This is a genomic window from Ruegeria sp. YTSC106 (assembly GCF_059609765.1).
Window position 1 is genome coordinate 118,949 of record NZ_JBXWMI010000005.1, and the last position, 26,517, is coordinate 145,465.

Sequence of the window (26,517 nt, forward strand, 5' to 3'; positions counted from 1 at the left end):
GTCGCGGATGGCTTTACCTCAAAGAGACCCATGCTGGAACCCCCTGCGAAGGACATGCCGTGAGCGCTAACGGATTTTTCGACCAAGGAGAGCTGGTTGCGGTGCTGACAACGCAGCCGCTGGACCGGACGCTGGATTACAAAGCGCCCGAGGGCGGGTGCTTTCTGGGTGCTTTTGTCGAAGTTCCTTTGGGTCCGCGCAAGGTGCTGGGGGTGGTCTGGGGGCCGGGGCAGGGCGGTTTTGATCTGAGCAAGGCGCGGTCGGTGATCCGGGTTCTCGAAGTTGCACCAATGCGCGAAGAGATGCGGGTGTTTCTGGAGAAGGTTGCCGATTACACTCTGACGCCAATGACCGCCATGCTGCGTCTTGCTACGCGGGCCCCGGGCCTGGGTGATCCGCCGTCTATGCGCAAGGTCTACCGGCTGGGCAATGCTGAACCTGACCGAATGACCGATGCCCGGAACCGGGTTCTGGAGGTGTTGCGGGATTATGGCGGGCTGGCCTTTACCTTGAAGGAACTCGCCGAACAGGCGGGCGTAACGTCATCTGTTGTCAAGGGGTTGGTCAAACAAGGCGCCGTGCGCGAAGAGGACAGCCCGCGCGACCTGCCTTATCCGCATCTTGATCCGGACCTGCCCGGTAAAGACCTGACAGAGGATCAGGCGGCGGCGGTCAAGCGGCTTCAGGCCGTGCAGCAGACAGGCGATTACGGCACCACGCTGCTGAAAGGCGTTACCGGTTCCGGTAAGACCGAGGTCTATTTGGAGGCCGTGGCCGAAGCGCTGCGCATGGGGCGGCAGGCATTGGTTCTGCTTCCCGAGATTGCCCTGACCGCAGAATTTCTGACCCGGGTTGAGGCGCGATTTGGTGCGCGCCCGGCGGAATGGCACTCTGGCGCGACGATGACGGAACGGCGTCGGGTCTGGCGGATGCTCGGACAGGGGAATGCGCAACTGGTTGTGGGCGCCCGGTCGGCGCTGTTTCTGCCATTCCGCGATCTGGGGCTGGTGGTCGTCGACGAAGAACACGACACGTCCTACAAACAGGAAGACGGCGTGCATTACAGCGCCCGTGACATGGCAGTTCTGCGCTCGGCGATCTGTGGCGCCCGGGTGATTCTGGCCAGTGCGACGCCTTCGCTGGAAAGCTGGGCCAATGCCGAGGCCGGCAAATACGAACGGCTCGATCTGACCTCGCGCTTCGGAGAAGCAGTTTTGCCCGAGATGAAGCCCATCGACATGCGGGCCGAACAGATGACGCCCGGAACGTGGGTTTCTCCGTCTTTGCGGCAAGCGGTGCAGCAGCGGATCGAGAGAGGCGAGCAGTCGCTTCTGTTCATAAACCGCCGTGGCTATGCGCCGGTAACGTTGTGCCGGGCCTGCGGTGAGCAGATTGCCTGTGACCATTGCGACGCGCGCATGGTCGAGCATCGGTTTCTCAAGCGGCTGATGTGCCACCAATGCGGTGAAACCAAGCCGATGCCCGAAGCCTGCCCCTCCTGCGGCGTGGAAGGCAAGCTGGCCCCGGTCGGGCCGGGCATTGAGCGGTTGGCTGAAGAAGCCGAGGCGACATTCCCAGACGCCAACATCGCGATGCTGAGCTCTGATCTGTTCGGCTCGGCGCGGGCTTTGAAGGCCAAGATTGAAGAGATTGCTGCAGGGGATGCCGATATTATCATCGGCACTCAATTGGTGGCCAAAGGGCATAACTTCCCCAAACTCACTCTGGTCGGCGTGATTGACGCTGATCTGTCATTGCACGGCGCGGACCTCCGCGCGGCTGAGCGTACGTTTCAATTGATGCGGCAAGTAGCCGGGCGCGCGGGGCGTGCGGACAAGCCGGGTCAGGCGTTGTTGCAGACGTTTCAACCGGAACACCCGGTGATCCGGGCCATCCTTTCGGGTGATGAGGAAGGTTTCTGGAAAGCCGAGGCGGCAGGTCGGCAGGCGGCAGGAGTGCCGCCTTATGGTCGCATGGCCGGGATCGTGTTGTCGGGGCCCGAGGTTGGACCGGTTTTCGATATCGGCAATGCATTGGCGCGCAACGATACACCTTTGACGCAGATCGGTGGGCAGGTATTTGGCCCTGCGCCAGCACCCATCGCTCGTATACGTGGCCGCCACAGAGTGCGTCTGTTGGTGAAAGCCCCCAAGGGTGCGCCGATCCAGGATGCCATTTCCCGCTGGATCGCGCCTTTGCGCCTGAAGGGTGACATCCGTCTGACAGTCGATATCGATCCGCAGAGCTTTTACTGACATCTGCATTTGCGCAGAGTGACTGTGTGCGCGCGGCTTCCCTCTCGCCAAAGCAGTGAAATGGGCGTACAGGACCCTCATGCTGAATCCCATGCCGCTTTCCGAGGCCCAGAGCCTGCCGTTCTGGCGCCGCCCCATCACGCTCTTGTTCATGATGGCGCTCACCATGCCCATTGCGTTCAACGCATGGAGCGCGCTGCTGAACAATTTCGTCATTGAGGCGGCAAACTTTGACGGGGCTGATATCGGCCTGTTGCATACGGTGCGCGAGATTCCGGGTTTTCTGGCGGTTGGCGTGATTGCCGTCATCATTTTCATCCGCGAGCAGGTGCTGGCGATGATCTCGTTGATGATGCTTGGTGTTGCAACGGCTGTGACTGCTTGGTTCCCCAGTCTGGGCGGGTTGCTGTTTGTGACCTTGTTCAGTTCGATCGGGTTCCATTACTACGAGACTGTTAACCAGTCACTTCAGTTGCAATGGTTGCCCAAGCACCGCGCGCCGCAAATTCTGGGATGGCTGGTGGCGATGGGGTCGGCGGCGACCATGGTGGTGTACGGGCTGATCGTACTGACCTGGGATCGTTTTGATCTGTCGTACAACATTGTCTTTATGGCTGCGGGCGGTGTTACAGCTTTGCTGGCACTGTTCTGCCTGTTTGCCTATCCGCAATTCGATGCGCCCACACCACAGACCAAGAAGCTGATCCTGCGTAAACGCTACTGGCTGTATTATGCTCTGCAATTCATGGCCGGTGCGCGGCGGCAGATATTTGTCGTCTTTGCCGGGTTCATGATGGTCGAGAAGTTCGGATTTGAAGTGCATGAACTGACCAGCCTCTATCTGATCAACCTGATGATCAACATGATGGCCGCCCCATTGCTTGGAAAGGCGGTGGCAAAGTTTGGTGAGCGGCGCACGCTGATCTTTGAATATACCGGTCTGGCTATCGTGTTCGCTGCTTATGGTGGCATCTATTGGTTCGGCTGGGGGGTGCTGTTGGCGGCGACCCTGTACGTGATCGACCATGTGCTGTTTGCGCTGGCTTTAGCATTGAAAACCTATTTCCAGAAAATCGCCGACCCTGCTGACATCGCACCGACCGCTGCGGTGGCCTTCACGATCAATCATATTGCGGCGGTGTTTTTGCCCGCTTTGCTTGGCCTGCTTTGGGTGGTGTCGCCGGGGGCCGTGTTCGGCCTGGCCACGGCTATGGCCATCGGTTCGCTACTGCTGTCCCTGTTGATACCGCGTCATCCCGAGCCGGGCAATGAAACCATCTTGACCAAGTACGCCCCCGCCCCCGCGGAATAGGCCTCAGCGCTTGACCTTCACGGCGCGGCGTCCTAGGCGCGGTGTCAATCGAGACAGGAGCCCCCAATGCCCACCTTCACCGCACTGACCACGCTGACAGGTATGAAAACCGCCGAAGGTCTGGGCGAGGCGATGGAACGTCTGGAGCCGGAGCCAACGGGCGTTGGTGTGTTCGAAGTCGAAGACGACTCTGGCCTGTGGGAGGTCGGCGGATACTTCACCGAAGCCCCGGACGAGACTGCATTGGCGGTTCTGGCCGCCGCGTTCGGCGCCAAACCGTTTGTTGTTTCAGAACTGCCGGAAACCGACTGGGTTGCACATGTGCGACGCGAACTGGCGCCAGTCGAGGCGGGCCGTTTCTTTGTCTATGGCAGCCATGATGCCGATAAGCTGCCCGAAGGCCGTATTCCGCTACTGATCGAGGCCGCGATGGCCTTTGGCACCGGCCACCATGGTACGACGTTGGGCTGCCTTAAGGCTTTTGACAGGCTGCTGGACGAAGGCTTTGCAGCAACAAAGGTGGCGGATATCGGTTGCGGCACCGCCGTTCTGGCCATGGCCGCAGCCCGGGTGTTTGACGGCGACATCATTGCCAGCGACATCGATGAAGTGGCCGTGGACGTGGCCGAAGCCAATCTGAAAGCAAACGGCATGGCAGGTGCAGTGCAATGCGTTGAAGCCGCAGGGTTCGGTCACCCCGATCTCAAGGCGCACGCGCCCTACGATCTGATCTTTGCGAATATTCTCAAAGGTCCCTTGGTGGCCCTGTCGCCGGAAATCGCAGCGAATCTGCGTCCCGGCGGGTATGCAATCCTGTCGGGAATCCTTAATGAACAGGCTGATGACGTCGTATCTGTTTATTCTCAAAATGAACTCAATCTAACTCACAGGGGTGAGATTGGTGAATGGACGACGCTAATCTTAACGAAACAGGGCGCAAACTAGGCTATTTGCAGGAGTTTTGTGGAATTTTGCCACGATTTTGTCGTAATCTCTTTTTACCGTTTCCTGACTGAAGTCGAGGGGGGCGGTTTTTGGAGGCTGCCATGACGGGTAAACAACTGGAGTTCACTCAGCGCGTTAATCGCCTGAACAAGAAGCATCAAAAGATGAGCCGTGGCTATCGCGCGACGATGCGCAGGGATGGCCTGGTCGTCATGAAGCCGCAGCGGGTAAGCTCGGCAGTGCCTGCTAGGGTATTGTTGCTTACACTTCTGGGAGTTCTGGCGTTCAAAGCGTTTCTTTTGTCCAGCCTTGGCCCGACCGGATACCAATATCGGATCGATAGTTTGAACGAAGGCACATCGGTCGAGAAAGCCGGTGCGTGGGTGATGCAGATCGACCCGGTGTCGCAAGCGCTGGCGGTTCAGCTCAACAAGATTTTGTACTGATTATCAGTCTTCGGACGAAGAAACACCGCGTGCCTTGGGCATGCGGTGTTTCTGTTTGCCCTCTAGGGAAAAGGAAGGGGCGAATGAGTGTGGTGGTCGGTATTACCGGCGACCTTGGGCGATGGCGTCGATGTCGCCACGGCACAGGCCGATATCTTCCAGTTCGCGATCGCTCAGACCAGTCAGCGCGTTGCGGGTAACGCGGGCGTCATTCCATTCGACGGCAGCGTTCACGGCCGATACGAAAAATGCGCCGATACGGCCAGCAAGGCCGAATGAGCCAGTGGAGGCGAAGCGGGTTGTGTCCAGTGCAGCCATATCCTGTTTCCTTCTGGTTGGTGTTCACTTTGCAGTCTTGCGTTCTGCCCGGCATCTAGTGCCGCCATATCGCCTGCACAAGTTCCGTTTTTGCATGTGTCCTATGCGTTTTATGCAACGCTTCACGAAGCTGTAATCCCCTTAAATATTTGGTCAAAATGCGTTCATAACAGTGTCGAATTCAGACATCCTCATGTCGCAAATCGCGCGTTAAGTCGCCTGTGGAACAGGTCTGTCGTTTTCAGCCCATGGGTCAATTCGCTTGGAAAATGTTCACGCTTCGTGCTAGGCGTTGAAAAAGATCACAGAACCCGAGCAGGCCGAGGCAAAACATGCGAATTCTGGGCATTGATCCGGGGCTTAGGACCCTGGGATGGGGCGTCATCGAATCAAATGGCAGCCGCCTGAGCCATGTGGCCAATGGTTTGTGCAAGTCGGATGGAGATGATCTGGGTGAGCGGCTTTTATCTCTTCACAACCAGATTGTCGAAGTCATCGCCGATTACCAACCGGATCAGGCCGCCATCGAACAGACTTTTGTGAACAAGGATGGCGCCGGCACACTCAAACTGGGTCAGGCGCGGGGGGTGGCGTTGCTGACACTGGCTCAGGCTGGATTGCCGGTGGGAGAGTACGCACCCAACCGCGTCAAAAAGACCGTGGTTGGTGTGGGTCATGCCGAGAAAGAGCAGGTGCTGCACATGGTCAAACTGCAATTGCCGGGCTGTTTGCCGAAAGGGGCCGATGCGGCAGATGCGCTGGCGATTGCGATCTGCCATGCCTATTACGGAAAGACGCAACAGGCGCGTGTGAAAGAGGTGCGGGCATGATTGGTAAACTGACAGGTCGCTTGGACTACCGAGCGGCTGATCACGTGCTGATCGATGTGCGTGGCGTTGGCTACCTCGTCTATTGTTCTGACCGGACCATGGCTGCGTTGCCGGGTGTGGGTGAGGCGGTCTCGATCTATACAGACATGGTCGTGCGCGAAGACCTGATGCAGCTTTACGGTTTCCTCTCATTGATCGAGAAAGAATGGCACCGCCTTTTGTGCTCGGTTCAGGGGGTCGGAGCGAAGGTATCTCTGGCGATCCTCAGCGCACTGGGGCCGGACGGTGTCAGCCGCGCAATCGCATTGGGCGATTGGAGCGCGGTCAAGGCGGCCAAAGGTGTCGGACCCAAAACGGCCCAGCGGATTGTTTTGGATCTCAAGGACAAGGCTCCGGGTGTCATGGCCATGGGCGGCACGGTTACCGAGGCGATGGATGGGCTAGAGCTTGAAGTCGTCGAGCCGGGTGAACCCGCGTCCGCGCCAAAACGTTCGGTGAAGCCACCTTCTGGCGCGTCTGCCGCGTCCGCCGGGGCGTTGTCGGCGCTCGCCAATCTTGGATATGGGCCGTCCGACGCAGCAGCGGCCGTGGCCGAGGCGGCGGCCAGTCAGCCTGAGGCGGGAGAGGCGGATCTGATTCGTGCTGCGCTCCGCTTGTTGGCTCCGAAAGGCTAGATGAATGGTAGACGCTGATCCCACTGTGCGCCCGGAGCCCCTGCCCGAGGACAACGACCGCGCGCTGCGCCCGCAGGGGCTGGACGAATTCATCGGTCAGGCTGAGGCGCGCGCCAACCTCCGCATCTTCATCCAATCTGCGCGCCAAAGGGGCGAGGCGATGGATCACACGTTGTTTCATGGACCTCCGGGGTTGGGTAAAACGACCCTCGCGCAGATCATGGCACGCGAGCTAGGGGTGAACTTCCGCATGACCTCGGGCCCGGTTCTGGCCAAGGCGGGTGATCTGGCGGCGATCCTGACCAATCTGGAGACGCGCGATGTGCTGTTCATCGACGAGATTCACAGACTGAACCCGGCGGTGGAAGAAGTGCTTTATCCGGCAATGGAGGACTTCGAGCTGGATCTGGTGATCGGTGAAGGCCCGGCCGCCCGCACCGTTCGGATCGAACTGCAACCTTTTACGCTTGTGGGGGCGACCACTCGGATGGGTCTGCTGACAACGCCCTTGCGCGACCGGTTTGGCATTCCGACGCGACTTCAGTTCTATACGATTGACGAGTTGCACGAGATCGTCACCCGCAACGCGCGCAAGCTGGGCGCGCCAGCCGATAATGATGGCGCGCGCGAGATTGCGCGCAGGTCGCGCGGGACACCACGTATTGCCGGGCGCCTGCTGCGCCGGGTGGTGGATTTCGCCATAGTCGAAGGAGATGGGCGGATCACGCGCGAATTGGCCGACGGTGCCTTGACGCGTTTGGGCGTCGACAATCTTGGCCTGGATGGCGCAGACCGGCGCTATCTGAAACTGATCGCTGAAAACTACGCCGGCGGGCCGGTTGGGATCGAGACGCTGTCGGCGGCGCTCTCGGAAAGCCGGGACTCGCTGGAAGAAGTGATTGAACCCTATCTACTGCAACAGGGCCTGATCCAGCGAACACCGCGTGGGCGTATGTTGGCGCAAAAGGCCTGGACGCATCTGGGAATGGCTGCGCCCAAGCGGCAGAGCGATCTGTTTGGTTGATGCCAGCGCCCAGAGATTTTATGCCTTTCCGTGTAAGGTTTTTCGAAAAGATGAAGGGCTGGGCGTGACACCGGAAGAGATTGAGGCACTGTTTGCGCGCGAAAGCGGTGAGTTTCTGTTTGCGCGTTGGGGGCGGCCCATCGTGCCGATTGTGTTTGGTGTAGAAGACGAGACGCTGTCCACTGTGAAGGGCGCATTCGAGGCTGTTGTCACTCTGGCCGGTCACAAAATGGCCGAAACCGACCCCGAGCTTGGTGCCAACTGCATGATCTTCTTCTTCCGGGATTGGCAAGAGCTGCTGGAGGTGCCGGATCTTGATCGTCTGATTCCCGATCTGGCACCGTTGGTCGAGCGCTTGGTTGAAGCGGATGCAAACCAGTACCGCATTTTCCGGTTCGAAGAGGACGGCGCGATCCGTGCGGCTTTTGTTTTTCTTCGCATGGACAAGCAGTTGTCCAAGGTACCGGCGGAAGCGCTGGCGCTGAGCCAGGTGGTGCAAACCATCCTGCTTTGGTCCGATACTGCGTTTCGAACGCAATCTCCGCTGGCTGTGGCAGGTGACACGACGATCCTTCGCCCCGACATTGCTGCGCTAATCCGGTCAGCTTATGATCCGGTTCTGCCAGGGGCGGCGCAGGATGCGTCTCATGCGCTCAGGTTGTTTGCCCGGTTGGAGCCACCGCAATGAAACACATCTACCCGGTTCGCGTATATTATGAAGACACCGACATGGGCGGCGTTGTCTATCACGCGAACTATCTGCGGTATATTGAACGTGCGCGTTCGGATTGGGTGCGCAATCTGGGCAATGACCAGAACGCGATGCGGGAAGAGGGCATTGTTTGGGTCGTGCGGCGGGTTGAGGCCGATTACCTTTCGCCTGCCAGGTTCGATGACGAACTGATCGTCGAAACCGAAGTCACGGAAATCTCGGGTGTGCGGCTGACCATGGCGCAGCTGGTCCGGCGCGGCGAGACCGAGATTTTTCGCGCCTCGGTCACAGCTGTGTGCATCAACAAGGACGGCAGGCCGATCCGACTTCCGGCAGAGATTCGCGCATTGATGTAACAATTTGCGTCTCAGGGGTGGTTCTGTTGGCATTTCAGCCCCAACTGCGTTAGCGTTTGGCAAAACAAGGCCAAACAAACGGCCGTCAGGCAAAACAAAGAGCAGGTTCATGGAAGCTGAAACGCTGGCGCTGGCGCAGGAGATAGATTTCTCCATGTGGGGGCTGTATGCCCGCGCGACCTTTATCGTCAAATTGGTGATGTTGATGCTGATCGGCGCATCCATCTGGTCTTGGGGTATTATTATCCAGAAGCTGATCAATTACCGCGCGGCCCGTCGCGAGGCGCAGACATTTGACGAGAGCTTCTGGTCCGGAAACCCTTTGGACGAGTTGTTCGAACAGATCGGAACCCAGCCGGATGGCAGTTCAGAAAAGATTTTTGCAGCGGGCATGATCGAATGGCGAAGGTCGCACCGAAATGATGGCGGATTGATTGCCGGAGCGACCGCGCGGATAGACCGTTCCATGGATGTGGCCATTGCGAAAGAGGCAGAGACCTTGCAGAAAGGTCTGCCCATCTTGGCCACGGTTGGATCGACTGCGCCGTTCATCGGCCTGTTTGGTACCGTCTGGGGCATTATGAATGCCTTTATCGAAATCGCAGAGCAGCAGAATACCAACCTGGCGGTTGTGGCCCCAGGTATTGCCGAGGCGCTCATGGCGACGGGGCTGGGCCTTCTGGCGGCGATCCCGGCGGTGATTTTTTACAACAAGCTCAGTGCAGACTGTGACCGCATCGTGGGCGGGTACGAAGCCTTTGCCGATGAATTCGCCACCATCCTGTCGCGCCAGTTGGACAGCTGACAATGGGTGCGGCGGTTCAGCAATCTTCGGGTGGAAACGGGCGCAGACGCGGCCGGCGTCGCGGTCGCGCGCAACCCATGGCCGAGATCAACGTGACCCCGTTTGTGGACGTCATGCTGGTTTTGCTGATCATCTTCATGGTGGCCGCGCCATTGCTGACCGTCGGTGTTCCGGTGGATCTGCCCAAGACCGCTGCCAGTGCTTTGCCCAGTGATAATGAAGAACCGTTGACCGTGACTCTGACGGCAGATGGACGTGTGCAAATTCAGACAACTGACGTGTTGCGCGAAGAGTTGATTGGCAAGCTGCGGGCCATCGCCGCAGAGCGGAGCAGTGACCGGGTTTTCCTGCGAGCCGATGGCGCAATTCCTTACGCTCAGGTCATGCAGGTTATGGGTGCGCTGAACGCGGGCGGGTTTTCCAACGTTGGGCTTGTGACCGATACGGGCGGGCCGACGCTGGATGAAGGTGGAGAGTGAGGCCGCACGGTGGATACCGGCACCAAGATTTCGGCGATTGCGCATGTCAGCCTGATCGGAGCGGCGCTGTTCGGCGGCACCTTCCGATCCGAGCCGTTGCCGATGGCCGTACAGGATGTGTCAGTGATTACCGCTGAACAATTCGCGGCCATGACGGCCCAGCGGGATGCGCCTGCGATCCCGGAGGTGCCGACGGCATTGCAACAGCCGCCCGAACCACAGGCTGAGACCAAGCCGCCAGAACCTGTGGTCGAGGAACAGCCGCGCCATGAACCCGTCGTGCCTGCCGAACCCGAACCCGAGCCTGCTCCTGTAATCGTCGAAGCGCCGCCGGAGCCGGACGTGCCGGACGAACCGCCAACATTGACAGAGCCCGAGGTCGAACCTGTCGCACAGCCTGTGCCCCCGGGGCCCGAGGCGCAGCCGCGCCCGTCGGATCGTGTCGCCCCCGAGGCCATAGCGCCACCACCGCCCGAGGCAAAACCGGATGATTTCGAAACGCCGCCGGTGTCTCTGGACGAAGGCGCCGAGGTTCAGCAGGAACAACAGGATCAGACTGCGCCGGAAGAAGCGGCCCCGGAGATCGTGACCGAGGCAGAGGAAACCAAAGAGCAGTCTCCGCTTACGTCACCGCGACCGCGGGTGCGTCCGAACCGCCCAAGCCCCCCACCCGAACCTGTTGTGGCGCAGACACCGGAAGCGGTACCTGAACCTGACGCACAGGCCGATGAGGCCGCAATCAATGACGCTCTGGCCGAAGCCTTGGGCAGCGGAGCCGAGCCTTCCGGCCCACCGCTGACCAGCGGCGAGAAGGACGCGATGCGATTGGCCGTGTCCAAATGCTGGAACGTGGGCTCTTTGTCTACGGATGCGCTGAGCACTGTGGTCGTTGTAGCATTTTCGCTGAACCGTGATGGTACAGTTGTGGATGGCAGCATTCGGATGCTGGACAGTTCTGGTGGGTCTGCCGGTGCGGCCAATCAGGCCTATCAGGCCGCCCGGCGCGCGATTTTACGCTGCGGGGCCAGAGGATATGACTTGCCTGCTGACAAATACGCTCATTGGCAGGATGTTGAGATTACATTCAATCCCGAGAGGATGCGGATCAAATGATGAAACTTCTGACCAGCCTCTTTGTTGGCCTGACGCTGATGTCTGCGCCGGTTCTTGCACAGAACGGTCCCCTGCGACTGGAGTTGGACCAGGGCATTATCGAACCATTGCCCTTTGCGGTACCGAACTTTGTCCCCGATGGCCCGTCAGCGGCGCAATATGCACAGGACATCTCGCGCGTGGTGGCGGCTGATCTGACGGGAACCGGTTTGTTTCGCGAAATCTCCTCGGATGCGTTCATCAGCAGGGTCAGCAGCTTCGAAGCACCAGTTCAGTTTGCCGATTGGAAAGCGATCAATGCCGATGCGCTGATCACGGGGGCGGTCAATGTTTCGGGCAAGAACCTCACGGTTCGGTTTCGGGTCTGGGATGTGTTTTCGGGTCAGGAACTGGGGAACGGCCTTCAACTAGCGGGTACCACCGAAGGCTGGCGACGCATGGCCCATAAGGTGGCCGATCAGGTGTACAGCCGGATTACGGGCGAGGGCGGTTACTTTGACAGCCGCGTGGCCTTTGTTTCGGAAAGCGGGCCGAAGAACCAGCGCCTGAAACGTCTGGCGATCATGGATTATGATGGGGCGAATGTGCAGTACATGACCGACAGTGCGGCGATCGTGCTGGCGCCGCGCTTTTCGCCTACCGGCGATCGGTTGCTTTACACCAGCTATGAAAGCGGCAGCCCGCGCATCTATGTTCTGGATGTGGGCCGCGTCAAACGGCAGGAACTGAAGACGCAGGACGGAACCATGAGCTTCTCGCCCCGCTTTTCGCCGGATGGCCGGTCGATCGTGTATTCATTGATTCAGGGCGGAAATACGGATCTGTGGAAAATGGATCTGGCCTCGGGGAAAAGCACCCGTCTGACCAACACGCCGGCGATTGAAACCGCACCCAGCTATTCGCCCGACGGCAGCCGGATCGTGTTTGAAAGCGACCGTTCTGGTACGCCGCAGCTTTACGTGATGCCTGCGAACGGAGGCGAGGCCACGCGGATCAGTTTTGGCGCAGGTCGTTATGGCACGCCGGTATGGTCCCCACGTGGCGATCTGATTGCCTTTACAAAGCAAAACCAGGGCCGTTTCCACATTGGCGTTATGCGCACGGACGGGTCCGAAGAGCGGTTGCTGACGGCCTCGTTCCTGGATGAAGGCCCGACGTGGTCGCCCAATGGACGTGTCATCATGTTCACCCGTGAAACGCAGGGTGCCAGTGGCCGGGCCTCGCTGTATTCGGTGGATATCTCGGGCCGCAACCTGCGCCCTGTGCGTACACCGGATGGCGGCAGTGATCCGTCATGGGGCCCACTACAGAATTGATCGCAGCAAAGTTCACAACGAATCGTCCCTGTGGTAGACAGGCGGCAATAATCAAAACACGAGGCACTTGAAATGAATGTATTGAGCAAAGTCCTGGCGTTGGGCGCGCTGAGTGTGATCGCGGCCTGTACGAACAATGACCCCTCTGCTTTGGGCGGCGGTGGTGCCGGTGGCACTGGCGCAATCGTACCGGGCTCGCCCAGTGACCCGCGTTCGCCAGCGTATTTCCAGCAAACCGTCGGCGACCGTGTTCTGTTCGCCGTGGACCAGTCGACCTTGTCTCCGCAGGGGCAGACCGTACTGCAAGGACAAGCCGACTGGCTGCTGGCCAATCCGGATTTTGTTGCCACGATCGAAGGTCACGCGGATGAGCAGGGCACGCGCGAGTACAACCTTGCGCTGGGCGCGCGTCGGGCAAATGCCGCGCGTGAGTATCTGATTTCGCGCGGTGTCGCGGGCAACCGTCTCAAAACCGTCAGCTACGGCAAGGAGCGCCCAATCGAAATTTGCAGCGTTGAGGAATGTTATTCCAAGAATCGCCGCGCGGTAACGGTGCTGACCGGGTCAACTCTGGGGTAAGACAATGCGTATTGCAGGATGGGTATTGGCGGCGGTCATGGCGACGACCGGTGTTGCACAGGCACAAGATCAACAGACCTTGGCTGACATACGCCAGGAGCTGACAGTGCTGTACGTGGAAATTCAGCGTCTGAAGCGCGAGTTTTCCACCACAGGATCCCCCGCGCCAAATTTGTCCGGCAGTTCGATTCTTGAGCGCGTCGACGCAATAGAGGCCGAATTGCAGCGCCTGACCCGTCAGACCGAACAGCTTAACCAGCGGGTGCAGAGCATTGTCTCCGATGGCACCAATCGCATCGGGGATCTGGAATTTCGTCTGTGCGAGTTGGAGGCAAATTGCGAGATATCGGGTGAGCCGACGAGCACGCTGGGTGGAGATGGCACGGATGCTGGTACAGCTGCAATCACGCCTGCCACACCACCTGAAACAGATCAGGGTGAACTTGCTGTAGGTGAACGGGCGGATTTCGACGCGGCATCGCAAGCGCTGGCCGAAGGCGACTATCAGACCGCTGCCACCTTGTTTGCGCAGTTTGAAACAAGCTATCCCGGCAGCCCTCTTGCCCCTGAAGCTAATCTGAAAAGAGGTCATGCGCTTGAAGGCCTTGGCGACACCCGCGAAGCCGCGCGTGCGTTCTTGGCTAGCTTTACCGGAGATTCCGAAGGTCCTTTAGCCCCCGAGGCCCTCTATGAGTTGGGCGCGGCGCTGGGGCGTCTGGGGCAGACCGATCAGGCTTGCATCACGCTCAATGAAGTTGGCGTGCGCTTTCCATCCGCACCCGCGTTCGCGAATGCCACGCAAGAGATGTCTGCGCTGGGGTGTTCTTGAGACGACACAGCGAAAACCTGCTTGCAGAGCTTCGCGCCCGGCTTCCCGAAAGGCTTCCGCGCAAACTGGGGGTAGCGGTATCAGGTGGTGGGGATTCTGTCGCGCTGATGCATCTCTTGCATGAGATCGCTCAAACCGAAACGACCACCGTTATTGTTGCCACGGTCGATCATGGCTTGCGCCCCGAGGCCAGGCAGGAGGCCGAGGCCGTGTCCCGCCAGGCCGCTGCATTGGGGATGGCTCATGATACTTTGCATTGGGCGGGTTGGGACGGCGCTGGCAACTTGCAGGATCATGCGCGTCAGGCTCGTTACAAATTGCTCGCCGACTGGATGCGGGAGCGCGGAATAGACGCCATGGCGTTGGGGCATACAGCAGATGATCAGGCGGAAACGTTGTTGATGCGCCTGGGTCGATCATCAGGTGTCACGGGTCTGTCCGGCATGTCGGCAAGTCGGCAACTGGAAGGGCTGACATTACTGCGACCTATGCTGGGGATCACCCGAAAGGACCTGCGAGCCTACCTGGCCGGTATCGGCGCATCGTGGGTCGAAGATCCGTCGAATCAGGACACACGTTTCGACCGCATCAAAGCGCGAGAAGCCCTATGTGGCCTCAAACCATTGGGAATTGACGCGCTTTCACTGTCTCGAGTGGCCGACAATCTGGCGCAGGCACATGCAGCCCTGGGTGTGTTTGCGCAGGAATCCGCACGGAATGTAGCCCAGGTTGAGCAAGGTGATGTGAAGGTGGACAGAGCCGGGTTTGCCGCATTGCCCAAAGAAATCCGACGCCGCGTGTTGGTTGGCAGCCTCGCCTGGATCGCAGGGCAGGGATACCCCCCGCGTCAGGCTGCGGTCGAGCAGGCGATGGAGGCCATGACCAACGGGCGGTCTGGATCGGTCGGTGGGTGTCTGTTGGTCCCCAAGGGCAATAGTGTTTGGATTTGCAGGGAATTTAGGACCGTGGAGGCTCAGGTATCGGCATCCGACGAAGTATGGGATGGTAAATGGGTCTTGAGCGGACCCGAAATATCCGGTGCCGAGATCCGTGCTTTGGGTGAAGATGGGCTGCGACAGGTGCCCGATTGGCGCGAAGCAGGCCGCCCCAGACTTGCCTTGAGCGCGACGCCTGCTGTCTGGAAAGGGCAAACGGTGCTGGCTGCTCCGCTTGCGGGATTCGCGAACGGATGGCGCGCGGACACGTCACCAGAATGGCCCGAGTTCTACGCATCTTTTTTATCGCATTGAACATACCACAATCCTCTCTATTTTAAGAGGTAACTTGGCAGCTCCTCACCTGCCGGAACTTTTGGGAGAATTTCCTTGGGCAACGCTCGCAATATCGCGTTTTGGGTCGTTCTGTTCTTGCTCATCCTTGCACTGTTCAATCTGTTCAGTGGACCGGGCGGAACGCTTCAGAGCAATGAGAGAACTTATTCCGACTTTGTCGGCGCCGTGCAAGGCGGCGAAGTCAAGAACGTGACGTTGGATGGCGAGCAGATTCGCTATACCACAGAAAGCGGTGCGACTTATGTCACGATCAAACCCGGCGATGCCGAAGTCACCAAGCTTTTGATCGATGAGAACATCCCGGTTCAGGCGGTCAAGCAACAACAGTCAGGCTTCCAGTCGTTCCTGATCACGCTCTTGCCGTTCCTGCTGCTGATCGGTGTCTGGGTATATTTCATGAACCGGATGCAAGGCGGTGGCAAAGGCGGCGCGATGGGCTTTGGAAAATCCAAGGCTAAGATGCTGACCGAGAAGCATGGTCGCGTGACCTTTGATGACGTCGCAGGCATCGACGAGGCCAAGGAAGAACTGGAAGAGATCGTAGAATTCCTGCGCAATCCGCAGAAATTCAGCCGGCTTGGCGGCAAGATCCCGAAAGGTGCTCTGCTGGTGGGACCACCGGGGACGGGTAAGACATTGCTGGCCCGTGCCATCGCGGGTGAGGCGGGCGTTCCGTTCTTCACCATTTCGGGGTCCGACTTTGTCGAGATGTTCGTAGGTGTCGGTGCATCCCGTGTCCGCGATATGTTCGAACAGGCCAAGAAGAATGCGCCTTGCATTGTGTTCATCGACGAGATTGACGCCGTTGGCCGCCATCGTGGTGCCGGTTACGGCGGTGGTAACGACGAACGCGAACAGACCCTCAACCAGTTGCTGGTCGAGATGGACGGCTTTGAAGCCAACGAAGGTGTGATCATTCTGGCGGCCACCAACCGCAAGGACGTACTGGACCCGGCCTTGCTGCGTCCGGGCCGGTTCGACCGCAACGTCACCGTTGGCAATCCTGACATTAAAGGCCGCGAAAAGATTTTGGGCGTACATGCCCGCAAGACACCTCTGGGCCCCGATGTCGATCTGCGCATCATTGCGCGCGGGACACCGGGTTTCTCGGGTGCTGATCTGGCAAACCTCGTGAACGAGGCCGCGTTGATGGCCGCCCGCGTAGGCCGTCGCTTTGTAACCATGGAGGACTTTGAGAACGCCAAGGACAAGGTGATGATGGGCGCCGAGCGCCGCTCGATGGTGCTGACCCAGGACCAGAAGGAAAAGACCGCCTATCACGAGGCCGGACACGCCGTTGTCGGCCTGAGTCTGCCGCTGTGTGATCCGGTCTATAAGGCGACGATCATCCCGCGCGGTGGCGCGTTGGGTATGGTTGTATCGCTGCCAGAAATGGACCGTCTGAACTATCACCGTGATGAATGTGAGCAAAAGCTGGCTATGACCATGGCCGGGAAAGCCGCGGAAGTGATCAAATATGGTGAAGATCATGTGTCGAACGGCCCGGCCGGGGACATCATGCAGGCCAGCCAGTTGGCGCGCGCCATGGTGATGCGCTGGGGTATGTCTGACAAGGTTGGCAATATCGACTATGCCGAAGCGCATGAGGGATATCAGGGCAATACTGCCGGGTTCTCGGTCTCTGCCCATACCAAAGAACTGATCGAGGAAGAGGTGAAACGCCTGATCCAGCAAGGATACGAGAGGGCGCACCAGATTCTGACCGAAAAGAACGAAGAATGGGAGCGTCTTGCGCAGGGCCTGCTTGAGTATGAAACCCTGACTGGGGATGAGATCAAACGCGTAATGAATGGCGAGTCACCCAGCGAGGATGATGATGAAGGCGACAAGCCGGATGAAGGCAGCGCGCCCAGTGTCACGGCCATTCCTAAGACAAAGGCCAAGAAGTCTCCTCCCGATGATGGCGGGATGGAGCCTGAACCCACTGCATAGTCAAAAGAAACAGACCCGGGGCACGCTCCGGGTCTTTTCTCTTTTCATCGGGGTTTTGCCGGGCATTATGCGCGCAAGCAAAAGGACGAAAAGGGAAGGCTATGCCGTTTCTACGGGAAACCGAGTATACTGCTGAAGTAATCTGGCTTGGCCATGTTCCTACGGGAAAATCCCTGCGAGCTGATGCCGTTGATGCGCTTGATCTGGGCTTCGACGGCGTAAAGGGCGAGCGCCACGAGGGGCTTAATCGCGCGTCATGTGTCAGGGTCTCAAATCTCTATCCAAAAGGCACCGAAATTCGCAATGTGCGTCAGCTTTCGGTTCTCTCTGCCGAGGAGTTGCAACAAATTGCGCAGGACATGGGGTTGGACCAGCTTGATCCGTCTTACCTTGGGGCGTCCATTGTGCTGCTTGGGATCCCGGATTTCTCACATATTCCGCCGTCTTCACGTCTTCAGGCAAAAAGTGGGATGACGATAACAGTAGACATGGAAAACGCCCCATGTGTTCTGCCTGGGCGCGAGGTTGAAGCGGATCACCCGGGGCATGGCCCGACTTTCAAACCTGCGGCTGCCGGACGTCGGGGCATCACAGGATGGATAGAACGACCTGGACGCATTCAACTTGGGGATCGGCTAAAGCTGTTTGTTCCGGATCAACCTGCCTGGGCTTACGAAAACGGGCTTGTTTCCGATTAGAAACCCCTGAAACGAACTTACGACGCTTCACGACGCCAGAATGTCGGAATCCATGGCTATTGAAATTGTACACAAGGGTATGGAATGCACAGCGCCGACGCCCTGCGTCGGCTTTGCACGGTATTCAATCAAGGACCCCGGCCAATGAGCTACAAATCCGATATCGAAATCGCCCGCGAAGCGAACAAAAAGCCGATTCAGGAAATCGGTGCCAAGATCGGCATCGACTCTGCGGATCTGCTGCCTTACGGCCATGATAAGGCAAAAGTCAGCCAGGACTTCATCAACTCGGTGCAGGACCGCGAAGATGGCAAACTGATCCTGGTCACTGCGATCAACCCGACCCCGGCAGGTGAAGGCAAGACCACCACCACCGTTGGACTTGGTGACGGTCTGAACCGTATCGGCAAAAACGCGATGATCTGTATCCGCGAAGCCTCGTTGGGCCCGAACTTCGGCATGAAGGGCGGCGCTGCTGGTGGCGGTTACGCTCAGGTTGTTCCGATGGAAGAGATGAACCTGCACTTCACCGGCGACTTCCACGCCATCACCAGCGCGCATTCGCTGCTGTCGGCGATGATCGACAACCACATCTACTGGGGCAATGAGTCCGACATCGACACCCGTCGTGTTGCCTGGCGTCGTGTGGTCGACATGAACGACCGCGCCCTGCGTCAGATCACAGCGTCCTTGGGTGGCGTGTCGAACGGTTTCCCGCGGGAGGCTGGTTTTGACATCACCGTGGCGTCCGAGGTCATGGCCATCCTGTGTCTGGCCAACAACCTGAAAGACCTGGAAAAACGTCTGGGCGACATCATCGTGGCCTATCGCCGCGACAAGACCCCGGTCTATTGCCGTGACATCAAGGCCGAAGGCGCGATGACCGTTCTGCTCAAGGACGCAATGCAGCCGAACCTGGTGCAGACGCTGGAAAACAACCCGGCCTTTGTCCATGGCGGTCCGTTCGCGAATATCGCGCATGGCTGTAACTCGGTCATCGCCACCAAGACCGCTCTGAAGGTGGCCGACTATGTCGTTACCGAAGCGGGCTTTGGCGCCGATCTGGGTGCCGAGAAGTTCATGAACATCAAGTGCCGCAAGGCAGGCATTGCACCGTCCGCTGTGGTGCTGGTTGCCACCGTGCGCGCGATGAAGATGAATGGCGGCGTTGCCAAGGCCGATCTGGGTGCGGAAAACGTCGATGCGGTTAAATCGGGCTGTGCCAACCTTGGTCGTCACATCGAGAATGTGAAATCCTTCGGCGTGCCGGTTGTTGTCGCGATCAACCACTTTGTCACTGACACCGATGCCGAAGTGCAGGCGGTCAGCGACTATTGCGGCGAGCATGGGGTTGAGGCGGTTCTGTCGCGTCACTGGGAGCTGGGCTCGGAAGGCTCTGCCCCGCTGGCCGAGAAGGTTGTCGAGATCGTCGAGGGTGGCAGCGCCAACTTCGCGCCGATCTATCCTGACGACATGCCACTGTTCGAGAAGATCGAAACCATCGCCAAGCGCATCTACCGCGCCGATGAGGTTCTGGCCGACAACAAGATCCGCAACCAGCTGCGCGAGTGGGAAGAGGCGGGATATGGCAACCTGCCGGTCTGCATGGCTAAGACGCAGTATTCCTTCTCGACCGACCCGACGCTGCGCGGTGCGCCCACCGGCCATTCGGTTCCGGTGCGTGAAGTTCGCCTGTCCGCAGGCGCCGGTTTCATCGTGGTTGTCTGCGGCGAGATCATGACCATGCCCGGTCTGCCTCGCAAACCGGCCGCTGAAACCATCTGCCTCAATGACGCAGGTGAGATCGAGGGCTTGTTCTAAGCTGCTGAATAAGACATCTCGTGGTCCGGGGATTCATTCCCGGGCCATGAGGAGATGACGATGCCCACTCTGACACCGCCCCAGAACTGTAACACGATGCAGGACCTGCGGGCCGAGATCGACAAGCTGGATCGCCAACTGATCGAAATGTTGGTGACTCGCGCGAGTTATATTGACCGCGCGTCGCAGCTGAAGCCGGGCGAGGGCCTTCCGGCCCGTATCCCGGAACGCGTCGAAGAGGTGGTGCAACGCGTGCGTGCAAACTCGGACGCGCTGGGGATGGACCCGGATCTGGCCGAGAAGCTATGGCGCATATTGATTGACTGGTCGATTGCACGCGAAGAGCGCGTGATTGGCACCGACTGACTGACCGGGCGCTTTGTGCGCCCGATCCGTTTTTTGAAAGAAGGGATCAAAACATGGTAGCTCAGGTTATCGACGGTAAGGCCTTTGCCGCAAAAGTGCGCGCACAAGTGGCCGATCAGGTCGCAAAGCTGAAAGAGGAAAACGGCATCACCCCCGGCCTGGCCGTGGTTCTTGTGGGCGAAGACCCTGCCAGCCAGGTCTATGTCCGCTCGAAGGGCAAAATGACTGTTGAAGTCGGTATGAATTCGTACGAGCACAAACTGGACGCAGCGACGTCGGAAGAAGATCTGCTGGCGCTGATCGACAAGCTGAACAACGACCCCGCCGTGCATGGCATTCTGGTCCAGTTGCCGTTGCCTAAGCACCTGAATGAAGATCTGGTGATCAATTCTATCGACCCGGTCAAAGACGTCGACGGGTTCCATATCTCGAACGTGGGCCTGCTGGGCACCGGTCAGAAGTCGATGGTGCCCTGCACCCCGCTGGGCTGCCTGATGATGCTGCGTGACCACCACGGCTCGCTTTCCGGCATGGACGCGGTTGTGATTGGCCGCTCGAACATTGTGGGCAAACCGATGGCGCAACTGCTGCTGGGCGATAGCTGCACCGTGACGATCGCGCATTCGCGCACCAAGGATCTGCCGGATGTCGTGCGCCGTGCCGATATCGTTGTGGCCGCCGTGGGCCGTCCGGAAATGGTGCCGGGTGACTGGATCAAGGAAGGCGCGACCGTGATCGACGTAGGCATCAACCGCATCGAGCGTGACGGAAAGAACAAGCTTGTCGGTGACGTGGACTATGCCAGCGCGTCCGAGCGTGCTGGCGCGATCACTCCGGTTCCGGGTGGCGTAGGCCCGATGACCATTGCCTGCCTGCTGGCCAACACGTTGACTGCGTGCTGCCGTGCCAATGCTCTGCCCGAACCAGAAGGTTTGACGGCATAAAGCAATCTGGTCGGGTCGATCCATTCGGCCCGACAAACCCCTTGGTTGCGCTGGACAAACACTGGACGCCACGGCCATTTTGTTCCAAATGGGTTTGACAGCTTTAAAATTCGTGATATCCCTGTATTCCCAGCCAGTTACAGGTAAGGTGCATCAGTGCTCGACGTGCTCAGGTTGATTTTTATTAAATCGTGCACAAAAGCGGTATGACGTCCAAGATTGACACTATTCGGAAAGCATTTACCCCACAGCGGGTGATGGCGGGTCTCGTCTTTCTTCCTTTGCTTGCCTATGCGTTTCCGCCGTTTCTGGTTGCTGATCTGACCTTTGGATTGCGACTTCTTTTCTGGACCGGGGTGATGGTCCTTGCCTTGACTGTCACCGGGGTGGCGCGAAAGCTGATGCAGAAAAACCCTGTATTTTTGAATGTTCCTGCCCGTGATGTGGCATTTGCCGCTTTAATTCTGGTCTTGTTCACACCGTCCCTTTGGATGTTGGCTTGGGTTCTTTTCACCTGCGGTGGTCACATGGCACCAGGTGCCCAGACAGTAGCAGTCTATGGGGTCCTGTTCGCGACTGGTTTGGTTCTTGTGCAGCGCGGTGACCTAAATACTTCGATGGACTCTGCGCCTGAGATCGAGAAGCCGCGCCTTGTCAGACGCTTGCCACCCGATTTCGACGGTCAAATCCATCGTCTGACGGTCAGGGATCACAATGTGGATGTTGTGACCTCGGAAGGCACGTTCACAGTCCGCTCGCGTTTTACGGATGCAATTGCCGAGATGGAGCCGGTTCCCGGACACTGTTCGCACCGTTCACATTGGGTGGTGGATGCGTCCATCGTTTGCGTTGAAAAATCAGGCGGTAAAACCTTTTTGCGCCTGATGAACGACGACCTGGTTCCGGTGAGCCGCAAGTACAAACCCATGTTGGAAGAAGACGGGTTGATCTGAGTTTACAGCGGCATTGGAATCATGCGCGGTTGCGGACCGGTCAGAATGGCCATTGCATCCGCGTCCATGAGATCTGCCAGTGCCTGATCCGAACTGCGCAACCCCCCGGTATAAGTACCGTAGGCAGGCAGGATCAGCCGATTGCTGTCCAGCAAGAAGGCGGGTCGTGAAATGTGCCTGCCTTTCGTCCGAATCCGAGCTTTTGGGTGAAAATGGCCTGAAACCTCGCCTTGTAGCCGACTTTGAGCGATATGACGAAAGATAAGCGGGCCACACTGCCATTCGACCAAATGAGAGCCGCCCATCTCGATCGGGCCTGGATCGTGATTTCCTTCGATCCAGATCCACTGACGCCCGGCCTGCAACGTTGCAATCCTCAACCCTTCGGCGCCGGGTAGAGCCCGGGCGGCTTCAAGATCGTCGAAACTGTCACCCAGGCAGATGACGGTTTCAGCGTTGGTGTGTTCCAGATCGCGCGCCAGCCGATCAAGCGTTTCGCGACTGTCATAAGGCGGAAGCGTCGCCCCGCCTCGACGGGCCATGCGTTCGGATTTCCCCAGATGCAAATCCGAGACACAGAGCAGTCGCCGCTCCGGCCACCATAATGCGCCGGATGGCAACGCATCGAGCCGCTGACCGGCAAAGGAGAACTTGCACACGTTCATGATACGTTCTTGAACTGTTTGCGGATGTAGCGCAAGGGGGATCAAAGCTGGTCCAACCCGGCGGTCTCAAGCAGGCGCGCGCTTTCTTCTGCAAGCAGCCTTTCCTCGGCTGCCCCTTTGACAGGCACCTTTCCAACTTCAAGAAACAGCGGCGCGGCAAGTGGGGAAACGTGGTCCAGACGCAGCAGGTCGATGCGGTCTCCGATGCGGGCCAGCATCGCCTCGATACGACCGAAGTCAACCAGCCCGCGCATGGCTTCTTCGCGGGTGATCTGCATCAACAGATGATCGGGATCATATTTCAGCAGTGTGTCATAGAGAATATCCGACGAAAATGTGGCTTGCCGTCCGCTTTTACGTTGCCCGCCCGTGTTGCGTTCGATCAGACCGGCAATTGTTGCCGACGCGCGAAAGGTACGCTTCATAACCGCGTTGCCTGCCAGCCAGGTGTCCAGCCCGTCACGCAGCGCTTCGGGTTGAAACAAAGGGCGAGGGTCGGTGACTGCGTCCAGCCCCCAAATCAGCGTGGCATAGTCTGTGGCTACAAACCCCAACGGGGCCAAACCGGTTTCCTCCATTCGCTTTGTCAGCAGCAGGCCCAGTGTCTGTTGCGCATTGCGCCCGGCGAAACCGTAAACGCACAGATGCTCCCGCCCGTCACTTGGAAAGCTTTCGATCAGCAAACGATCGCGCTGAGGCAGGCGAGACACTTGGCGCTGTAAGTCCAACCAATCAGCCGTGTGTGAAGGCAGGTGCGGCCAGTCAGTTTGGGCGAACATGCGCAGAATGCGGTCACTGAGTTGCGTGGAGGTTGCAAACTTCGTACCCGAGAAGGTCGCGATCTTTGGTTTGCGATCTGCGCGACGGCTGACTTCGACCACCATTTCGCGCAGGCCCTCATAGCGCACGATCTGCCCACCGATCAGGAAGGTATCGCCGGGGGTCAGCGAGGCAGCAAAGGCTTCTTCAACTTCTCCCAACGGTTTTCCACCACGGCTGCGCTTCAGGCGTACCTTCAGGGTGTCGGTATCCTGAATCGTGCCCAAGTTCATGCGAATGCGTGACGTTGCGCGAGGATCGCGCAATTGCCATTGCCCGTCGGCACGCTGCTGCAATCTTTGCCAGCGATCATAGGCGCGCAAGGCGTAACCCCCGGTGGCACAGAAATCCAGACAGGCGTCAAACTCGGGTCGCGTCAACTGCGCAAAAGGCCCGGCGGATGTCATCTCAGCATAAAGGTCATCGGCGTCAAAAGGCCCGGCGCAGGCCGCAATCAGAATGTGCTGGCACAACACATCGCGAGGGCCGGGGCCTCGGGGTTCCCCGTCCAGGTCATGAGCCTTGGCAGCCTCGAGCGCTGCAATGCATTCGACAACTTCAAACCGGTTAGCAGGCACCAGTAGTGCCTTGGAAGGCGCGTTATAGCGGTGGTTGGCTCGTCCAATCCTTTGCACCAGCCGTTTGACGTTCTTGGGCGCACCGATCTGAATCACCAGATCGACATCGCCCCAATCAATGCCCAGATCCAGCGAGCCGGTGCAGACTATAGCACGCAAGTCGCCACGCACCATCGCTGCCTCGACCCGCTCGCGTTGCTGTCGGTCAAGACTGCCATGATGGACGCCGATGGGCAGGCCGTCGTCATTTGCCAACCACAGATTGTGAAAGTAGATCTCGGCCTGCGCGCGGGTGTTGTGAAAGATCAGCGTGGTCTTGTGCCGCCGGATTTGTTCCAGTACTGCCGGAATCGAATAAGCCGCGCCGCCGCCGGACCAGGGCGGCATTTCGGTTGTTTCCAGCATCTGTATGTCCGGGTCCGGGCCGGGGTCGGCCTGCACGATCCGGCAGGGGTCCGGGTGGCGCGCCAGAAAGTGGGCAATCGCTGCGGGGTCTTCGACCGTGGCTGACAAACCAACACGGCGCAGATCCGGGTTGAGACGCTGAAGACGCGCCAGGGCCAGTATCAGTTGATCGCCGCGCTTGCTTTCCGCCAGCGCGTGGATTTCGTCGACGATGATCCGTTGCACGCCGTCGAACATGCGCGGCGAATCTTCATAAGAGGTCAGCAGCGCCAGACTTTCGGGTGTGGTCAGCAGGATATGGGGCGGGTCGGCCCTTTGGCGTTTCTTCTGTGTGGCTGAGGTGTCCCCGGTGCGATCCTCGATCCGAATAGGCAGGCCGATCTCGTCCACCGGGGTGCGCAGGTTACGTTTGATATCAGCTGCCAGGGCCTTCAGGGGAGAGACATAGATCGTGTGCAATCCGCCATGGCCACCGTCGGCCAGCTCGGACAGGGAAGGTAGAAAACCGGCCATGGTCTTGCCGCCACCGGTTGGGGCGATCAGCAAGGTTGACGGGTCCTTCGCCCGATCGAACATCTCTTGTTGATGTGGGTGGATGGACCAGCCTTTGGTGGAAAACCACGTATCAATCCGAGCGGGAATCTGCGTCATGGTCACAGATTACCCGCCCGGAGGAGGGATTGGCACGGCGTTATTTGACGATTTTCTCGTCTTTGACGAACATATTGGCCCAGGCACGGTCAATCAGGTCCGGGCTCATCTGATAAGGTATGCCCTCGAACTCGCAGATCGAGATCATCTGGTCGATCAGGAAGATCGGCTGATAGTTGGCATAGATATTGTCGATAGTCGGATACTTGACCTTCAGCAGGTGTACCAGTGCCGCCTCGTCTAGTGGTATTCCACGTTTGCGGGCCACCATGGCGAAAATTTTCAGGAAGTTTTCCTGGTTCGGGCCGTCAATCTTGATCTTGAAGAAGATTCGACGCAAGGCGGCTTGGTCGAAGATCTCGTTCGGGTGGAAGTTGGTCGAGAAGATGACCAGCGTGTCGAAGGGTACTTCGAATTTTTCACCCGATTGCAGGCCGAGGATATCCTTGTTTTCCTCCAGCGGGACGATCCAACGGTTGACCAGCGCCTGCGGGGGCTCGGCCTGACGGCCAAGGTCGTCCACGATGAAGATGCCACCGGTGGATTTCAGCTGCAACGGGGCCTGATAGGTTCGTGCGGTTGGGTTGTAGACCAGATCCAACATGCTGAGCGACAGTTCACCACCGGTTACAACGGTGGGGCGTTCACATTGCACATAGCGGGAATCGAACCGCTTGCGACGGCGCAGGCTGTTGGGATCATCCGGCTCCTGTTGGATCGCCGTGTGAACGATCGGGTCATAAACCGTGATCACCTGCCCCGAGTATTCGATGGCGTAGGGCACATAAACATTATCGCCCAGTGCGTCCCGTACACCGTTCGAGATTGAGGATTTACCGTTGCCCGGGGGACCATACATCAAAATCGACCGGCCCGCGCTGACCGCAGGGCCCAGATGATCCAGCAGGCTGTCGGGTAGGACCAGATGGCCCATTGCACCTACGAGTTGTTCTCGCGTGACCTGAATGTTGCGGATCGACTGGCGTTTAACCTGCTCGCGATAGACATCCAGCGGCACCGGCATCGCACCAAAATACTCGGATTGGCTCAGCGCATCCAGCGAACGGGCCTTGCCCGCATCGGTCAGCTGATACCCCATCTCATTGCCGCTATTGGCGTTCAGTGTCCCGGTCGCTTCAAGCAGTTTCTGATCGCGCGCGATGTCGATCAGTTCCTGAGTAACCGAAGTGGGAAGACAGATGGCTTCGGCCACTTCCGACACGGTGCTCGCGTTTTTGCGGAAAATCGTCTTCAGCAGAATATCCCGCATCATTACAAGCGGAAGCTTCATTTCGCCCAGACCCTTGGGGGCAGGGGGGGCCATAACAGAGGAAGTCTGCATATTCATGCGCGGTGCTCGTCCATCAAAATGTCACGCC

General features: G+C 58.7%; 26 protein-coding genes. 22 read left to right on the forward strand and 4 right to left on the reverse strand.

Annotated features, from left to right (window positions below; all coding sequences use genetic code 11):
• Positions 1-59: 59 nt before the first annotated feature.
• The 4 genes from AC2FEB_RS08880 to AC2FEB_RS08895 all read left to right on the forward strand — a co-directional run bounded on the left by AC2FEB_RS08880 (position 60) and on the right by AC2FEB_RS08895 (position 4,958).
• Complete coding sequence (locus AC2FEB_RS08880; protein ID WP_496676597.1) at positions 60-2,255, forward strand: primosomal protein N'; 2,196 nt, start codon at positions 60-62, stop codon at positions 2,253-2,255.
• 79 nt (positions 2,256-2,334) lie between these two features.
• Entirely contained in the window at positions 2,335-3,567 is a 1,233-nt protein-coding gene (locus AC2FEB_RS08885; protein WP_496884002.1) for an MFS transporter, read from the forward strand.
• Positions 3,568-3,633: 66 nt separating this feature from the next.
• Positions 3,634-4,512, forward strand: coding sequence for a 50S ribosomal protein L11 methyltransferase (locus tag AC2FEB_RS08890; RefSeq protein WP_496676598.1), 879 nt, complete (start codon positions 3,634-3,636; stop codon positions 4,510-4,512).
• 101 nt (positions 4,513-4,613) lie between these two features.
• On the forward strand, positions 4,614-4,958 hold the full coding sequence (locus AC2FEB_RS08895; protein WP_117869743.1) for a hypothetical protein: 345 nt from the start codon (positions 4,614-4,616) through the stop codon (positions 4,956-4,958).
• Positions 4,959-5,060: 102 nt separating this feature from the next.
• On the opposite strand, the gene AC2FEB_RS08900 is transcribed toward AC2FEB_RS08895, so the two are convergent.
• On the reverse strand, positions 5,061-5,276 hold the full coding sequence (locus AC2FEB_RS08900) for a DUF1127 domain-containing protein (protein WP_117869742.1): 216 nt from the start codon (positions 5,274-5,276) through the stop codon (positions 5,061-5,063).
• Between the two features lie 332 nt (positions 5,277-5,608).
• Here AC2FEB_RS08900 and ruvC point away from each other — a divergent pair, with 332 nt between their 5' ends.
• From ruvC to AC2FEB_RS08990, 18 genes are all read left to right on the forward strand, one after another.
• Entirely contained in the window at positions 5,609-6,106 is a 498-nt protein-coding gene (gene ruvC / locus AC2FEB_RS08905; RefSeq protein ID WP_117869741.1) for a crossover junction endodeoxyribonuclease RuvC, read from the forward strand.
• Positions 6,103-6,780, forward strand: coding sequence for a Holliday junction branch migration protein RuvA (gene ruvA, locus AC2FEB_RS08910; protein ID WP_496761259.1), 678 nt, complete (start codon positions 6,103-6,105; stop codon positions 6,778-6,780). The genes ruvC and ruvA overlap by 4 nt, the downstream gene beginning before the upstream one ends.
• Before the next feature lie 4 nt (positions 6,781-6,784).
• On the forward strand, positions 6,785-7,804 hold the full coding sequence (ruvB, locus tag AC2FEB_RS08915) for a Holliday junction branch migration DNA helicase RuvB (RefSeq protein ID WP_496673767.1): 1,020 nt from the start codon (positions 6,785-6,787) through the stop codon (positions 7,802-7,804).
• A 64-nt stretch (positions 7,805-7,868) separates the two neighbouring features.
• On the forward strand, positions 7,869-8,492 hold the full coding sequence (locus tag AC2FEB_RS08920; protein ID WP_496673770.1) for a hypothetical protein: 624 nt from the start codon (positions 7,869-7,871) through the stop codon (positions 8,490-8,492).
• The gene (gene ybgC / locus AC2FEB_RS08925) at positions 8,489-8,872 is read left to right on the forward strand and encodes a tol-pal system-associated acyl-CoA thioesterase (RefSeq protein ID WP_299898561.1); all 384 of its coding nucleotides are present in this window, start codon (positions 8,489-8,491) and stop codon (positions 8,870-8,872) included. Before AC2FEB_RS08920 ends, ybgC begins: the two co-directional genes overlap by 4 nt.
• Before the next feature lie 109 nt (positions 8,873-8,981).
• Positions 8,982-9,677, forward strand: coding sequence for a protein TolQ (tolQ, locus tag AC2FEB_RS08930; protein WP_117869737.1), 696 nt, complete (start codon positions 8,982-8,984; stop codon positions 9,675-9,677).
• A gap of 2 nt (positions 9,678-9,679) precedes the next feature.
• Entirely contained in the window at positions 9,680-10,156 is a 477-nt protein-coding gene (tolR, locus tag AC2FEB_RS08935) for a protein TolR (protein WP_117869736.1), read from the forward strand.
• Positions 10,157-10,165: 9 nt separating this feature from the next.
• Entirely contained in the window at positions 10,166-11,269 is a 1,104-nt protein-coding gene (tolA, locus tag AC2FEB_RS08940; protein WP_496673774.1) for a cell envelope integrity protein TolA, read from the forward strand.
• Positions 11,266-12,585, forward strand: a complete 1,320-nt coding sequence (gene tolB / locus AC2FEB_RS08945; protein WP_496673777.1) for a Tol-Pal system beta propeller repeat protein TolB — start codon at positions 11,266-11,268, stop codon at positions 12,583-12,585. The genes tolA and tolB overlap by 4 nt, the downstream gene beginning before the upstream one ends.
• A 72-nt stretch (positions 12,586-12,657) precedes the next feature.
• Positions 12,658-13,164, forward strand: coding sequence for a peptidoglycan-associated lipoprotein Pal (pal, locus tag AC2FEB_RS08950; protein WP_117869733.1), 507 nt, complete (start codon positions 12,658-12,660; stop codon positions 13,162-13,164).
• Between the two features lie 4 nt (positions 13,165-13,168).
• Complete coding sequence (gene ybgF, locus AC2FEB_RS08955) at positions 13,169-13,993, forward strand: tol-pal system protein YbgF (RefSeq protein WP_496673780.1); 825 nt, start codon at positions 13,169-13,171, stop codon at positions 13,991-13,993.
• Positions 13,984-15,243: a tRNA lysidine(34) synthetase TilS gene (gene tilS, locus AC2FEB_RS08960; protein WP_496673783.1), complete on the forward strand. Its 1,260-nt coding sequence runs from the start codon at positions 13,984-13,986 to the stop codon at positions 15,241-15,243. The genes ybgF and tilS overlap by 10 nt, the downstream gene beginning before the upstream one ends.
• 75 nt (positions 15,244-15,318) lie before the next feature.
• Positions 15,319-17,238: an ATP-dependent zinc metalloprotease FtsH gene (ftsH, locus tag AC2FEB_RS08965; RefSeq protein WP_117869730.1), complete on the forward strand. Its 1,920-nt coding sequence runs from the start codon at positions 15,319-15,321 to the stop codon at positions 17,236-17,238.
• A 101-nt stretch (positions 17,239-17,339) separates the two neighbouring features.
• Positions 17,340-17,936 (forward strand): MOSC domain-containing protein, encoded by a 597-nt coding sequence (locus tag AC2FEB_RS08970; protein WP_496673786.1) that lies wholly within the window; start codon positions 17,340-17,342, stop codon positions 17,934-17,936.
• A 144-nt stretch (positions 17,937-18,080) separates the two neighbouring features.
• Positions 18,081-19,757 carry a formate--tetrahydrofolate ligase gene (locus tag AC2FEB_RS08975; protein ID WP_496673789.1) on the forward strand — a complete coding sequence of 559 codons (1,677 nt, stop codon included), beginning with the start codon at positions 18,081-18,083 and terminating at the stop codon, positions 19,755-19,757.
• Positions 19,758-19,817: 60 nt separating this feature from the next.
• Positions 19,818-20,123, forward strand: a complete 306-nt coding sequence (locus AC2FEB_RS08980; RefSeq protein WP_117869727.1) for a chorismate mutase — start codon at positions 19,818-19,820, stop codon at positions 20,121-20,123.
• A gap of 53 nt (positions 20,124-20,176) precedes the next feature.
• Entirely contained in the window at positions 20,177-21,067 is an 891-nt protein-coding gene (gene folD / locus AC2FEB_RS08985) for a bifunctional methylenetetrahydrofolate dehydrogenase/methenyltetrahydrofolate cyclohydrolase FolD (RefSeq protein ID WP_496673792.1), read from the forward strand.
• A gap of 206 nt (positions 21,068-21,273) precedes the next feature.
• Positions 21,274-22,020, forward strand: coding sequence for a LytTR family DNA-binding domain-containing protein (locus tag AC2FEB_RS08990; protein WP_496673795.1), 747 nt, complete (start codon positions 21,274-21,276; stop codon positions 22,018-22,020).
• Positions 22,021-22,022: 2 nt separating this feature from the next.
• On the opposite strand, the gene pdeM is transcribed toward AC2FEB_RS08990, so the two are convergent.
• The 3 genes from pdeM to AC2FEB_RS09005 are packed head-to-tail and all read right to left on the reverse strand — an operon-like array spanning position 22,023 to position 26,486.
• Positions 22,023-22,685 (reverse strand): ligase-associated DNA damage response endonuclease PdeM, encoded by a 663-nt coding sequence (gene pdeM, locus AC2FEB_RS08995; protein ID WP_496673798.1) that lies wholly within the window; start codon positions 22,683-22,685, stop codon positions 22,023-22,025.
• Positions 22,686-22,726: 41 nt separating this feature from the next.
• Complete coding sequence (locus AC2FEB_RS09000) at positions 22,727-25,138, reverse strand: ligase-associated DNA damage response DEXH box helicase (RefSeq protein WP_496673801.1); 2,412 nt, start codon at positions 25,136-25,138, stop codon at positions 22,727-22,729.
• Between the two features lie 40 nt (positions 25,139-25,178).
• Entirely contained in the window at positions 25,179-26,486 is a 1,308-nt protein-coding gene (locus AC2FEB_RS09005; protein WP_117869723.1) for a DUF8689 domain-containing protein, read from the reverse strand.
• Between the last annotated feature and the right edge of the window lie 31 nt (positions 26,487-26,517).

Coding starts and splice junctions, on each gene's coding strand:
- AC2FEB_RS08885 (WP_496884002.1), top strand. CDS start 2,335: ATGCTGAATCCCATGCCGCTTTCCGAGGCCCAGAGCCTGCCGTTCTGG.
- AC2FEB_RS08890 (WP_496676598.1), top strand. CDS start 3,634: ATGCCCACCTTCACCGCACTGACCACGCTGACAGGTATGAAAACCGCC.
- AC2FEB_RS08895 (WP_117869743.1), top strand. CDS start 4,614: ATGACGGGTAAACAACTGGAGTTCACTCAGCGCGTTAATCGCCTGAAC.
- AC2FEB_RS08900 (WP_117869742.1), bottom strand. CDS start 5,276: ATGGCTGCACTGGACACAACCCGCTTCGCCTCCACTGGCTCATTCGGC.
- ruvC (WP_117869741.1), top strand. CDS start 5,609: ATGCGAATTCTGGGCATTGATCCGGGGCTTAGGACCCTGGGATGGGGC.
- ruvA (WP_496761259.1), top strand. CDS start 6,103: ATGATTGGTAAACTGACAGGTCGCTTGGACTACCGAGCGGCTGATCAC.
- ruvB (WP_496673767.1), top strand. CDS start 6,785: ATGGTAGACGCTGATCCCACTGTGCGCCCGGAGCCCCTGCCCGAGGAC.
- ybgC (WP_299898561.1), top strand. CDS start 8,489: ATGAAACACATCTACCCGGTTCGCGTATATTATGAAGACACCGACATG.
- tolQ (WP_117869737.1), top strand. CDS start 8,982: ATGGAAGCTGAAACGCTGGCGCTGGCGCAGGAGATAGATTTCTCCATG.
- tolR (WP_117869736.1), top strand. CDS start 9,680: ATGGGTGCGGCGGTTCAGCAATCTTCGGGTGGAAACGGGCGCAGACGC.
- tolB (WP_496673777.1), top strand. CDS start 11,266: ATGATGAAACTTCTGACCAGCCTCTTTGTTGGCCTGACGCTGATGTCT.
- pal (WP_117869733.1), top strand. CDS start 12,658: ATGAATGTATTGAGCAAAGTCCTGGCGTTGGGCGCGCTGAGTGTGATC.
- ybgF (WP_496673780.1), top strand. CDS start 13,169: ATGCGTATTGCAGGATGGGTATTGGCGGCGGTCATGGCGACGACCGGT.
- AC2FEB_RS08970 (WP_496673786.1), top strand. CDS start 17,340: ATGCCGTTTCTACGGGAAACCGAGTATACTGCTGAAGTAATCTGGCTT.
- AC2FEB_RS08975 (WP_496673789.1), top strand. CDS start 18,081: ATGAGCTACAAATCCGATATCGAAATCGCCCGCGAAGCGAACAAAAAG.
- AC2FEB_RS08980 (WP_117869727.1), top strand. CDS start 19,818: ATGCCCACTCTGACACCGCCCCAGAACTGTAACACGATGCAGGACCTG.
- folD (WP_496673792.1), top strand. CDS start 20,177: ATGGTAGCTCAGGTTATCGACGGTAAGGCCTTTGCCGCAAAAGTGCGC.
- AC2FEB_RS08990 (WP_496673795.1), top strand. CDS start 21,274: ATGACGTCCAAGATTGACACTATTCGGAAAGCATTTACCCCACAGCGG.
- pdeM (WP_496673798.1), bottom strand. CDS start 22,685: ATGAACGTGTGCAAGTTCTCCTTTGCCGGTCAGCGGCTCGATGCGTTG.
- AC2FEB_RS09000 (WP_496673801.1), bottom strand. CDS start 25,138: ATGACGCAGATTCCCGCTCGGATTGATACGTGGTTTTCCACCAAAGGC.
- AC2FEB_RS09005 (WP_117869723.1), bottom strand. CDS start 26,486: ATGAATATGCAGACTTCCTCTGTTATGGCCCCCCCTGCCCCCAAGGGT.